Raw genomic sequence first — 13,618 nt, 5'->3', positions numbered from 1 at the left:
TGATACAAAAATCTAGCAGGAAATTCCGTACATTTGGGGTGAAAAATTTCAAAAACTAAAAGTAAAATGGACATTATTTTCGACCTGATTGAAAAAGAAAGACAAAGACAATCCCATGGATTAGAGCTTATTGCATCAGAAAACTTTGTTTCTGAGAACGTGATGAAAGCAATGGGAAGTGTACTGACCAACAAATATGCTGAAGGATATCCCGGAAAAAGATATTACGGAGGATGTGAAGTAGTAGATGAGGTTGAAACATTAGCCATTAACAGAGCCAAAGAACTTTTCGGTGTAGATTATGTAAATGTACAGCCGCATTCAGGTTCACAGGCTAATGCTGCCATTTACCTTGCCGTTTTGAAAGCCGGAGACAAAATTATGGGAATGGACCTTTCAATGGGAGGGCATCTTACTCACGGTTCATCTGTGAATTTTTCAGGAATTCAGTATCAGGTGGTTTCTTACGGTGTTCAGAAAGAAACAGGACTTATCGATTACGACCAGATGAGAGAAGTAGCTTTGAGAGAAAGACCGAAAATGCTTATCGCAGGTTTCTCCGCTTATTCAAGAGATCTTGATTATGCTAAATTCAGAGAGGTTGCGGATGAAATAGGAGCTACGCTTTGGGCAGATATTGCTCACCCGGCAGGTTTAGTGGCAAAAGGATTATTGAATTCTCCATTCGAACATTGTCACGTTGTAACTACCACTACTCACAAAACATTAAGAGGTCCGAGAGGAGGAATGATCATGATGGGGAAAGACTTCGAAAACACATACGGCCACAAAACGCCGAAAGGAGAAACGAAGATGATGAGCCAGGTACTGGATGGTGCTGTTTTCCCGGGTATTCAGGGAGGACCGCTTGAGCATGTTATCGCCGGTAAAGCTGTTGCTTTCGCTGAAGCGTTGGATGTTCAGTTTGAAACCTATGCAAAACAGGTTAAAGCCAATGCGCAGGCATTATCAAAAGCTATGATCAATAGAGGTTTCGACATTGTAAGTGGAGGTACAGATAACCACTTAATGTTGGTCGACCTTAGAAATAAGAACGTCAACGGAAAAGAAACGGAAAAGGCTCTGGTACTTGCAGATATCACATGTAATAAAAATATGGTTCCTTTTGATGACAAATCACCGTTCACGACTTCCGGTATCAGATTGGGAACTGCAGCTATCACAACAAGAGGTCTTAAAGAAAATGATATGGACACCATTGCAGGATTTATCTCTGAAGTGGTAGACAACATCAAAAATGAAGAGGTTATCGGCTCTGTAAGAAAGAAAGTCAATGAACTGATGGAAGGTAAAGCCCTTTTCAACTATTAATCTGAATTAAAATATTATTATAAAGAATGGGCAGCCTGTCCATTCTTTTTCATATCTATTATGGAGAAAAAATCTTTCACCTTTGATGAAATAAAGCAGAAACTGGTCAACTATTGTGTTTATCAGGATCGTTGCCATGCAGAAGTGGAGCAAAAAATGAGAGAATTTATGCTCATTGATGAGGCAAAAGATGAAATTATACTCTACCTTTTAAAAGAAAACTATCTTAACGAAGAAAGATTTACACGGAGCTATATCAGGGGAAAGTTTTATATCAAGCATTGGGGCAGGAATAAAATCAAAATGCACCTTAAGCAGAAACAGATTTCTGAAAAACTCATCAACAGCTGTTTCGACGAAATAGATGAATCCGATTATGAAAAAATGATCAGAAAAATCTTTGAAGACTACTATTCAAGGCAGAAAGGGATGAAGGAATATCAAAAAAATCTAAAACAATAAAATATTTAATGAGCCGGGGCTTTGAATATGAAAAAATAAGTGATACTTTTGGCGAAACATAAATAAGTAATTGAAAAAAGATAAGATTTGGCTTTCGCCTCCTCATATGGGGGGAAATGAGCTTAAATATGTGCATAACGCATTTGATACCAACTGGATTTCCCAATACGGCTCCAATATTGATGAATTTGAAAATAGCCTGGAAAACTATTTAGGATACGATTCTCATGTAACGGCTTTATCTTCCGGAACTGCGGCCATTCATCTTGCACTTAGACTCTTAAATGTTGAGGAAGGAGATTTCGTCATCTGCCAGTCTTTTACTTTTGTGGCTTCTGCCAATCCTATTCTTTACCTTAAAGCTGTTCCGGTATTTGTTGATAGCGAAGATCAGACCTGGAATATCTGTCCAAATGCCTTGGAAGGTGCAGTGAAATACTGTATTCAGCAAGGAAAAAAACCAAAAGCAATTATTGCAGTTTGCCTTTATGGAATGCCTTTTAAAGCGGAAGAAATACTCCAGATTTCAAAAAAATATGATATTCCTGTAATTGAAGACAGTGCGGAAGCATTGGGCAGTCAATATAAAGGCCGGCCTTGCGGTACTTTCGGAGATCTTTCTGTTATAAGTTTTAACGGAAACAAAATTATCACTACTGCGGGTGGGGGAGTTTTGATCTCAAGAAATGAAGAAGTAAAGAAAAGAGCACTTTTTCTTGCTACACAAGGTAAAGACAACGAAGAATTTTACAACCATTCCGAATTAGGATACAATTACAGAATGGATAATATTGCGGCCGGAATTGGAAGAGGCCAATTGGAAACACTCGAAGAAAAAATCATCACGAGGAGAAAAAATCATGATTTTTATCACGAACTGTTGAAGAATAATGAAAATATTGATTTATTTTCCACACCAAACAGTGATTTTTATTCTAATTACTGGCTCAATACTGTTATTCTGAAAAACGGACTTTCGAAGGAGGAGCTTAGGAGTAAATTTTCACAGAATAATATAGAAACCAGATATCTATGGAAGCCAATGCATCTTCAACCCCTGTATAAGGATTGCAGATTTTTCGGAAATAATTTATCTGGTACGCTTTTTGACACAGGACTTTGTCTACCGTCAGGAACCAATTTAACGAATGATTGCAGAAATAGAATTTCTGAGGTTTTAGAAAGTGAAATTCCCTAAATTTGTTTTTAAAATTTACGGATAGATAGGATTTTATTTTATTTTTGTATCCATTCTTAAAAAAGAGTATTAATAAAACAAAGGGTTGAACCTATTAAATATGAACACAAACAAAGGCAATGTACAGCTCTATTAGAAAAAAGATATTTGGAGGTGATAATGTTGTCAATCTCTCAGACGTAAGATATCTTCCCAGATGGATAATACTTGTAATAGATATTATTATTCTGGTCATGTCTTTATTTCTTTCCACTTATACTATAGAAAAAATTACCCAGAAAGAATTCATTTATCACGAAGATAAAAGTATTGTTTTCGGTTTTATTATTTTGATAAATACAATTTTCATGTATTTATTCAAAACCTATGCAGGAATTATAAGGCACTCTACTTTTATTGACCTTTTTAAACTGCTTATATCATGTTTCTGTACCATGACCGTAGTGGGATTGGTAAATCTGATCTATTTCTGGTCTACCGGAGGGAAATTTATTCTTACTCCTTTCCTTATACTTTATTTCATTATTTCTTTTATGGGATTATTCCTTTTCAGGCTGTATGTGAAAGAGTTTTTCCATATTGTACGGGAATATAGAAGAAGTGCACTGAAAAAAAGAATTTTAGTTCTAGGTATCGATGAACAGTCCATTGCTATAGCCCGTGCTATTCTGGATAATCCAAGCCTGCCTTATCAGGTAGTGGGCTTTCTTACGCAGAGAACAGATTCCAAAAGAGCTTCGTTATTGGGAAAACCTATTTATGAGAAGAAAAGGATAGAGGAAGCTACAAAAGAAGATCTTATTATTGATGGGGTGATCATTGTTAAAGAAATGATGTCTAAAGATGAAATGAATTCGTGGGTGAATTTATTTTTAGAAAAAGACTTGAATATATTCAAAGCTCCATCCGTACAAAAGTTAAGAGACAGCGATTTAGGAGGAGCCATCAGAAATCTTCAGATTGAAGACCTTCTCAACAGAAAACCAATAAAAATTGAAAGCGAAGAGGTTAAAAGCAGACACTTCAATAAAAATATACTGGTAACGGGTGGTGCCGGATCTATCGGAAGCGAAATCGTAAGACAGGTAGCCCAGTTTAATCCTGCATTAATTGTCGTTCTGGATCAGGCGGAAACTCCGTTATATGATATTGAGCTTGAAATGAAAGAGAAATTTCCTCATATCAGGTTTAAGTTTGTTTTAGCCGATGTTTCTAACATACACCGTGTTGAACCGGTATTCCAGACTTATAACTTTTCAATGGTATACCATGCTGCCGCATATAAGCATGTCCCTTTAGTTGAGGAAAATCCTAATGAAGCTATCCGTGTCAATGTCCTAGGATCAAAAAATGTTGCTATTTTATCAAGCCGTTATAAAGTAAATCGCTTTGTGATGATCTCTACGGATAAAGCTGTAAACCCTACCAATGTCATGGGAGCTTCCAAAAGAGCAGCTGAGCTGTTTGTTCAGTCCTTACATCATGTAGAAGGGAATACGACCAAGTTTATTACAACCAGGTTTGGAAATGTATTGGGATCAAACGGTTCCGTTATTCCACACTTTAAAAGACAGATAGAAGCAGGAGGTCCTGTGACCATTACCCATCCGGATATTGTAAGATACTTCATGACCATTCCTGAAGCTTGTGAACTTGTTTTACAGGCAGGAACAATGGGACAGGGAGGTGAAATTTTTGTCTTTGATATGGGAGAACCGGTAAAAATCCTTGATCTGGCGAGAAGAATGATCAAATTATCCGGTTTTGAACCTAATATAGATATAAAAATTATTTATACGGGCCTACGACCGGGAGAAAAGCTATATGAAGAGCTGTTGAGTGATAATGCAAAAACACTCCCTACTCATAATGATAAAATCATGATTTCTAAAGACCCTGCGATGTCATTCTCAGAAATAGAAGCCCTGATCAATCTGATAACAGATGCTTCTGTAATGGAAGATAAAGTGAATGTAGTGAAGCTTTTAAAAACAATTGTGCCTGAGTTTAGAAGTAATAATTCCATCTATGAGGCTTTAGATAAATAAAGAAAAATATAAATGTATATTTGTACAATTTTAAGATATGAAGGGAAAAATATTAGCAATATTTCTAACACTGATACTGGTTTCATGTAAGGTGAATCAGAATAAGCCAAATGATTTAAACTATATGCAGAATATAGAAAAAGTGGCTATTGAATCGTCAGCAAAAAATTCTGTTTCTACTATACAAGCCGGGGATCAATTGGTCATTTGGATAACTGCGAAGGATATGGATGTAGTTAAGCCATTTAATCAAAATTATTCGTCCTCAGAAATGATTCAGACAAATAATACTGCAGGAGGAAATACTCCAAGTCAAGGTACTGTAACTATTTCTGGGCCTACCTACATTGTAGATGCTAATGGAGATATAGATTTTCCGGTATTAGGGAAAATTAATACAACCAACAAAACTTTTACCGGTTTTAAAGATGAGCTAAGAGATAGAATGACTCAATATGTTGTTAATCCTACAGTAAGTATGAGACTTGCGAATTTCAAAATAACAGTATTGGGTGAAGTAAACAGACAGGGGGACTATACAATTTCGAATGGGCAAGCTACCATATTAAATGCACTTGGTCTGGCAGGAGATCTTACCATATATGGAAAAAGAGAAGATGTTCTGGTTATAAGAACAGAAAACGGACAAGTCATTCATGGTAGAGTAAATTTACAAGATGCTAATCTGATTAATTCGCCTTATTATAATCTGAAACAAGGAGATGCTATTATAGTTTCTTCGAACAATACTAAAGATCTTACAGCAAAACAAAACCCTAATACAGGACTTATCTTAACAGGTATTTCTATAGCAGTTACGGCTGTGGCAGTAGTAGTAAGTCTATTTAATAAGAAATAAGAAATTGATGGATAATAAGTCTTCACAAAATCCGGAAGTAAAAAATAATTTTAACATTGATATTAATGAAATCATTAAGCCATACACAAGAAGATGGATATGGTTTTGTATAAGTGCTGTATTAGCTGTTATTCTAGGGTATATTGCCCTTAAATTTATGACACCTATATATAATACACAGGCCACAGTACTCATTAAAGATGCTAAAAATACATCTCCAAGTTCAAGTAATCTAGGGTTCTTACCCGATTTCTCTGGATTCGGAGGGCTTAAGACCAGCAGCATTACTAATGAAATTGAAATATTCAAATCTAAAAGATTGATGAGTGCTGTAGTGAACAGCCAAAATCTTCAAACAAACATCATTGCTAAGGGAAGAATCAGAAGCGTCGAATTATATAAGGAAACGTCTCCTATTTATGTGAAGGTAATTAATGAAAAACAGCCCATTAATTCAAATAATGTCATAAAAGTTCAGATACATGGAGAAGAGCTTAAAATTTCATCCGAAAATCTGAAAAAAGATATTGTTACGGGTTTTGGAAGAACAATATCATTACCTTTTGCAAATATTATTATTATTAAGAATACTAAATTTAATAAAAATTTAGTCAAAAAAATAGATTATAATAATTTAGAATTGAATATTGCATCAAAAGAAGCAAAAGTAAATAGTTTACAAGGCCTTTTTAGTGCAGGTTTAATTAATAAGGAAACAACTATTATCAAATTAAACGTAAAATATCCGGAAATAAATAAAGCGAAGGATATTCTTAATAGTCTTATTGTTGCCTATAATAATGATGCGATTTTAGATAAAAGCCAAGAATCTCAAAAAACACTGGATTTTATTGAGGACAGGATCAAAAAACTTTCTGTTGAATTAGGACAGGTTGAAAGTCAAAAAGAGAATTTTAAATCACAAAATAATTTAACTGACCTAGAGACTGAAGCAAAAATAGATTTGCAAAGTTCTGCTGAAGCCCGGGCAAAACAATTAGAAATAGATGCCCAATTGGAATTAACAAATTCATTGGTGAATTTTATTTCAAAACAAGCGCCTTATCAGGTTTTACCAGCTAATGTAGGATTGAATAATGTTGATGCTGTTGCAGGAATTTCAGCTTACAATCAACTGGTTTTGTACAGAAACAGATTATTAGAGTCTGCTACTCCTGAAAACCCTGTTGTGGCTGATGTTACCAAACAAATTAATTCTATGCGTACATCCATAGCACAAAGTTTGGAAAAGAACAGAACAGGATTGGAACTTGCTAAAAGCCAGTATTTAGGAGAACAAAATAAGATAACAGGAAAGATATCCAAATTACCTTCTATAGAAAAAATCTTCAGAGGCATTGAGAGACAACAACAAATAAAAGAAAATCTTTATCTTTTGTTACTTCAAAAAAGAGAGGAAACAGCAATTACACAATCTGTTTTTGCTCCAAAAGCAAGGATTATAGATGCAGCATATGCATATGGAGCTCCAATATCTCCGCAAAGAGGAATTATCTTGTTAGCTTCTTTGGTTATTGGACTACTTATACCATTTATATTTATTTATTTAAAAGAATTACTTAACAATAAGCTGAAGACCAAGCATGACCTTGAAAAACTAGCCCATGCACCGGTAATTGCAGAACTGCCTAGTAAAGAGAAAGGTGACTCGGATATTGTCCAGATGAATGATATTACGCCAATGGCGGAGGCATTTAGAATTCTTATTACCAATATGAATTTCATGCTTCCTAAAAGTAAAGATGCAAAAGTAGTTTTTGTTACCTCTACTGTTAAGGGAGAAGGTAAGACATTTGCCTCTGTAAATCTGGCGTTAACAATGGCTAGCCCGAAGAAAAAAGTAATTATTATAGGCTCTGATATCAGAAACCCTCAGCTTCAGCGTTATAATCCTGCCAGAAAAGGATTAGCCGGTCTTACTGAGTACCTTTACTCAGATCATACAAAATTAGAGGATATAGTTCATGTATCTACCTTTAATCCTTATCTGGATGTTATTTATTCAGGAATGATTCCACCAAATCCTACGGAATTATTGTCAAATGGAAGATATGAAATGCTTCTGAACGAACTTAAAGCAAAGTATGATTATATCATTCTGGATACTGCACCATTAATGTTGGTAACTGATTCTTTCTTAATAGCAGAATTGGCAGATGTTGTAATTTATGTATCAAGATCTAACTATACTGAAAAGGCTTTGATTGAGTTTGCTAACAGTAATATTGATCAGGGCAAGATTAAGAATGTAGGTTTTGTACTAAATGATGTAAGCAGCGAAAATTTAGGATATAGTAATAAATATGGTTATGGATATGCGAATGTAGAAGAAAAAACGTGGTTGCAAAAAATAAGAAAAATATTTGGCTAAATGGATCTCTATAAGATTGCTATCATTGGACAAGGGTATGTTGGCTTGCCTTTAGCACTAGAATTTGCCAATCATTATCCTGTTCTTGGATTTGATATAAATTCTGAAAGGGTAATAGAATTAAATAAGGGTCAAGATACTACTTTTGAAGCTGATATTTGTAAACTCAATGATGGCCTGGAGAGGTATAAAGAGTCTCAAGGCAAGATAGGATATAAAGCAACAGATGATATATCTGAAATCTCGGAGAGTAATATTTTTATTGTAACAGTACCTACACCTATTGATAAATACAATGCTCCGAATTTACATCCACTAATATCAGCGTCAAAAATGCTGGGGAAAATTATAAAGAAAAGAGATATTATTATCTATGAATCAACAGTTTTTCCCGGTTGTACAGAAGATGAGTGTGTGCCAATATTAGAAGAATATTCAGGATTAAAATTTAATGAAGATTTTTTTGTAGGCTATTCACCGGAAAGAATTAATCCCGGTGATAAAATTAATACCCTTACCAATGTTAAAAAGTTACTTCTGGATCTACATCTTCAATTGCAGACCAGATAGATGATCTATACAAAAAAATCATTACAGCAGGAACTTATAAGGCTCCAAGCATTAAAGTGGCTGAAGCTTCTAAAGCCATAGAAAATGCTCAAAGAGATATAAATATTTCATTTGTAAATGAGCTTGCCCTAATATTTGATAGAATTGGTATTGATACAAATGATGTTTTGGAGGCTGCCGGGACCAAGTATAATTTTTTAAAGTATAAACCAGGCTTGGTAGGAGGTCATTGCATTTCTGTTGATCCTTATTATTTAACTCATAAGGCAGAACAGCTAGGATATCATCCGGATGTTATTTTATCAGGACGTCGTGTAAATGATTCTATTGCCAAATTTATAGCTTCAAAAGTTGTTAAACTCCGTATTGCTAAAGATGGAATAGTTAAAGGTTCAGATGCATTAATTCTGGGGATGACTTTTAAAGAAAATTGCCCCGATATCAGGAATAGTAAGGTTCTGGATATTTATAAAGAGTTAATTGAATATGGAATTCATGTTGATATATTTGATCCCTGGGCAAATAAAGAAAAAGTGAAGCAGGAATATGATATAGAAATGTTGTCTGATCTCAACGAAGATAAAAAATATGATTTTATTATCATAGCCGTAGCTCATAATGAATTTTTGAAAATTGACCTTCAAAAATTGAAAAAAGAAAATACTGTAATTTTTGATACAAAAGCTTTTATAGATAGAAGTTTAGTTGATGCAAGGCTATAAAATTTTTATTGGCTTTTGCTAATAATAACTATATGCACAAAATACAATACTATTGATGGAAAAAAAAGTTTGGCTTTAAACTATGGTTTAAGTGCATTTAGAATAATGACCTCGGCTATTGTTGGCCTTTTGATTATGTCTCATGCAAATAAAACTCTGGGGGCTGAAATAATTGGTAAAGTAGAATATGCTAACACCATTATTAATTATTTTATCATGTTTTCTGTCTTAGGAATTCCAATGTACGGGGTGAGGGAAGTAGCCAAACAAAGAAATGATAAGAAAAAATTATCCCAAACGCTTGTAGAGCTTCTGTCCATACTCTTTGTTACCACATTAATTTCATACATTATACTTTTTACACTCATATATGGATTTAATCTTTTTTCGGATTATAAAACACTGATTTTACTTTTTAGTATTATTATTTTACTTAATAATGCAGGTGCGGACTGGTTTTTTATGGGGATGGAGGATCAGCTGTATATTACTATAAGATTTGTCTTTGTAAGGTTGATAGCATTAGCGATTCTTTATTTATTTATACATACCAAAGATGATTATCTTGTTTATGTATTCATTACAATTCTATATGTATGTGGATCTAATGTTTTTAATTTTTATTTTTTATATAGAAATATCCAGTTTCAAGAAATTTCATTTAAGACTTTAGATTTTAAAAGACATCTTAAGCCTGTGATGACTATTTTTGTAGCAGCAATATCTGTAAACATTTACTTACAGTTAGATAGTTTCCTTATCAGCCATTTAGCAGGAGATAAATATCTGGGCTACTATGCTGCATCTAATAAGCTCATCAGACTAACCATAACATTCATTTCAGTAATTGGTTTGGTTCTTATTCCAAGATTATCGACCTTTTGGGATAGTCAAAAAGAACTATACAGTGAAACGTTAATTAAATCTTTTAATTTAATTTTACTTTTTTCTCTTCCTATCTCATTTTTCTTTTTCCTGTTTTCAGAAGAAATAATAGGTATAATGGCTGGAGATGATTTCTATCCAGCAGTGCTGACAATGAAATTGCTGTCTCCTGTTTGTTTAATTGCAGGTATAGTATATTTCTTAGGATATCTTGTTTTGTTTATTCAAAAGAAAGAAAAGATCTATACTTATGCGGTTATATTAACAGCTGCTTTTAGTGTCGTTGTTAATCTGTATGCTATAAAGCATTGGCAGCAAAATGGTGCAGCGGTTACACAAGTTTTAGCAGAAATTGTAGCAATACTATTTATGCTGGCTTTTGTTAGAAAACAACTCCCAAAAGGATTACTTTTCAATAAAAATATTCTTAAAATTTTACTGAGTTCTACCTTCGCATTTTTATTATTGTTTGGGGTAAAAGAATACCTCAATCTGGAATTTAACCTATGGATATTTATGGTAGAATCCATAATGTTTTTTTTATCTATATTTGTTTGTCTATTAATTGTAAAAGAAAAATATATTCAGGAAGGTTTAACCTTGTTTATGAACAAATTAAAAAAATAATTTATCTTTTATTACACTTCAATCCTTTACAATTTCTGAAATACTCAAAAAATGGCGGCATATATCATACTTTATCTATTCTCAGTTTTTCTGTCATTTTATAGCTATTTAAAAGAAAATACAAGTAAAATTCCTTTCCTTATTTTTTTTATAATTCTCGGAATATTTGCTGGTTCAAGATTTAATATCGGAGGTTCGGATTACATGGTCTATGAACTAATGTATGAAAATACTGATAAAGATTTTTCAGATGTTTTTTCGCCGGATTATTTCCTATTGATGGCAACGGAAAAAGGTTATATTGTTTTAATGTCAGTTTTTAACTATCTGGGTGCTGACTTTAATACATTTTTACTTTTTCTGGGAATAACATGTAGTATAGGACTCTACTTTATTTTCATCCGTTATTCCAACATATATGGAGTACTGTTAATGATTTTTTTGCTAAAGGATTTCTTTATTATTTCTTTACGGCACAGAGGCAAATTATTGCAATGATAATTTGTTGGCTCGCTATTAAGTTTGTAATAGAAAGAAAGTTTTTGAAATTTTTCTTAATGGTTATTCTTGCCTCTCTTTTTCATACGAGTGCTATAATGTTTCTGGTCATTTATTTTTTCTGTAATATAAAGATTGACAACAAAAAAGTAATTATTCTACTCATTATTTCCATTGCTTTAGGAGCACTTAAAATAGGTACATTGATAGGTATGCAAATTTCTAGTTTTTTACCTTTTGGTGCCGAAAAACTTACGGATTATCTGGAAGAAGAAGGAGCTGTAGGTGCAAATATTCTTAATTTTGTAGAAATCATTCCGGTTTTATTTATAATATTAATGAACAGACACAGAATAGAGAGTAAAATAAAATATTTCAATCTGTTTTTCAATTTATATGTTTTTTTTGTAATGATTACTTTTGCCTTCTATGACTTTGCGTTCATAGCTCGTTTAAAAGGATATTTTGTAATAGGATATATTGTAATACTTTCCTCATTATTATATATTCCTAATAAAAAAACAATAAGTATAGGAATATTGTTGATTTTAGCATTTTATTGTTTTGCTGTATATGCAAGAGAATTGCTTGTGTTTGATAACGGAGAAGGCTATCTTCCATATAAATCATATTTTTTTAAAGATTCTTAATATGACATATAGACGTTTTTCCCTGTTTTTTTTCTTAATCTGTTTTATCTTGTCATGTGCACAAGATAAGATCATTAATATTAATACATTTAATGTAAAAGGAGATGATCAAATAGATGATACTGCTGGCTTTGATACGGCCATAGAGTATATCAGCAAAAATGGAGGGACTCTTTATATTTCTAAAGGAAATTATTATCTGGATAATAAAAAAAGAACAAGAAAAGGAGTGTATGACCATAGTTATATATTTCTGATAAATCAAAGCTTTAATATTAAATTGGATAAAGAAGCAGTATTGCATTATGCCAATGACTTCAAAGGTTTCAGATTCAGATCAACTCAGGACCCCACTAGTAAAACCGTAAATAAGTTCAATGTTGAGATTGATGGTGGAATTGTAGATGCAGCCTTAAATTACAAAACAAAAGTTAAAAATAATCCGGACATGTGGGCTTTTGTAGGTGAAACATTAGACAGATTTAAGGTCACAAATATGATCATTAGGAATCATTATGGAACTTCGGGCATCGGTGCATATTCCAATAACTATACAGATATATCCGACAATACCTTTGAAAATGTTACTGGAAACCCTTATGATTATGTTGATAATCATGGTAATGGAATGTATTTAAATGGTGTTAAAAGTTATCTGATAAAAAATAATATAGTGATTAATAATATTCTTGAGACGCGAAGACTTGGAACGGTAGGGATCTGTATTGAAGGTAGTAAATCAGGAAATGGAACAATAACTAATAATACTGTTACAGGGTATGACAGAGCTATTCATGTAGAACTTGTTGATGGTACCGCAACAATTTATAAAAACTACCTGATAGGAAATTCTTCCGGTGTTGTTTTGTGGAATAATAATGGCCATATGCAAATCGTGGATTCTAATATAATTACCAATAAACAGCTGGATAAAAAAATAAGCCTATTCTTTATACTTCAGCTCCTATACTAATGCTTGGTTATGAAACAAATACGGGAACAATTATTAAGAATAATGTGATAACCATAGAGAAAGATTATTTTATTCCTCAGAATATATTACAAATTACAAGTAGTAATGTAAATGTGACAAACAATACTTTTTCAGATTTTTCAAAAAGCCTTTCATTATCTGTTGCGCAAGGTAGAGGTAATAAAGAAAGAGTTAAAGGAATAGTATTTACTTCAAATAAAGTATTAGGAAAAAGACTGGATGTTTATGATGGAAGTAATATAGATATTTCTGGGAATAACCTAGATATAAGTGAAATGGTATTGTCGTTTGATAACTCAGCAAACGTTTATAAGAAAAATATTGTTCCTAATGAGAAATTGAACAAAAATGTAGAAATATTAGGTAAATATTCAAAATAAC

10 protein-coding genes and 2 pseudogenes are annotated in these 13,618 nt (G+C 32.9%); all 12 read left to right on the top strand.

The window, feature by feature from the left end; all coding sequences use genetic code 11:
- Positions 1 to 66 precede the first annotated feature (66 nt).
- The 12 genes and pseudogenes from glyA to N4G44_RS15775 all read left to right on the top strand — a co-directional run bounded on the left by glyA (position 67) and on the right by N4G44_RS15775 (position 13,617).
- Positions 67 to 1,332, top strand: coding sequence for a serine hydroxymethyltransferase (gene glyA, locus N4G44_RS15830; RefSeq protein ID WP_073060977.1), 1,266 nt, complete (start codon positions 67 to 69; stop codon positions 1,330 to 1,332).
- 60 nt (positions 1,333 to 1,392) lie between these two features.
- Positions 1,393 to 1,856 (top strand): annotated as a pseudogene (locus N4G44_RS15825) (regulatory protein RecX).
- Positions 1,857 to 1,900: 44 nt separating this feature from the next.
- Positions 1,901 to 2,992 (top strand): DegT/DnrJ/EryC1/StrS family aminotransferase, encoded by a 1,092-nt coding sequence (locus N4G44_RS15820; RefSeq protein WP_474928354.1) that lies wholly within the window; start codon positions 1,901 to 1,903, stop codon positions 2,990 to 2,992.
- Between the two features lie 119 nt (positions 2,993 to 3,111).
- Entirely contained in the window at positions 3,112 to 5,040 is a 1,929-nt protein-coding gene (locus tag N4G44_RS15815) for a polysaccharide biosynthesis protein (protein ID WP_474928246.1), read from the top strand.
- A gap of 37 nt (positions 5,041 to 5,077) precedes the next feature.
- Complete coding sequence (locus N4G44_RS15810) at positions 5,078 to 5,899, top strand: polysaccharide biosynthesis/export family protein (protein ID WP_474928245.1); 822 nt, start codon at positions 5,078 to 5,080, stop codon at positions 5,897 to 5,899.
- 7 nt (positions 5,900 to 5,906) lie between these two features.
- Positions 5,907 to 8,291 carry a GumC family protein gene (locus N4G44_RS15805; protein ID WP_474928353.1) on the top strand — a complete coding sequence of 795 codons (2,385 nt, stop codon included), beginning with the start codon at positions 5,907 to 5,909 and terminating at the stop codon, positions 8,289 to 8,291.
- Positions 8,292 to 9,583, top strand: a pseudogene (locus tag N4G44_RS15800) (nucleotide sugar dehydrogenase).
- Between the two features lie 69 nt (positions 9,584 to 9,652).
- Positions 9,653 to 11,095, top strand: coding sequence for an oligosaccharide flippase family protein (locus tag N4G44_RS15795; RefSeq protein ID WP_474928244.1), 1,443 nt, complete (start codon positions 9,653 to 9,655; stop codon positions 11,093 to 11,095).
- 51 nt (positions 11,096 to 11,146) lie between these two features.
- Entirely contained in the window at positions 11,147 to 11,593 is a 447-nt protein-coding gene (locus N4G44_RS15790) for an EpsG family protein (protein WP_474928243.1), read from the top strand.
- The gene (locus tag N4G44_RS15785) at positions 11,590 to 12,243 is read left to right on the top strand and encodes an EpsG family protein (protein WP_474928242.1); all 654 of its coding nucleotides are present in this window, start codon (positions 11,590 to 11,592) and stop codon (positions 12,241 to 12,243) included. The genes N4G44_RS15790 and N4G44_RS15785 overlap by 4 nt, the downstream gene beginning before the upstream one ends.
- Before the next feature lie 49 nt (positions 12,244 to 12,292).
- Positions 12,293 to 13,216 carry a hypothetical protein gene (locus N4G44_RS15780; RefSeq protein ID WP_474928241.1) on the top strand — a complete coding sequence of 308 codons (924 nt, stop codon included), beginning with the start codon at positions 12,293 to 12,295 and terminating at the stop codon, positions 13,214 to 13,216.
- Entirely contained in the window at positions 13,216 to 13,617 is a 402-nt protein-coding gene (locus N4G44_RS15775; protein ID WP_474928240.1) for a hypothetical protein, read from the top strand. The genes N4G44_RS15780 and N4G44_RS15775 overlap by 1 nt, the downstream gene beginning before the upstream one ends.
- Position 13,618: the final 1 nt, after the last annotated feature.

It is taken from the genome of Chryseobacterium sp. GTID13 (assembly GCF_056172655.1).
The sequence above is the reverse complement of the archived record's forward strand: the minus strand, read 5'-3'. Positions and strand labels throughout refer to the sequence as shown.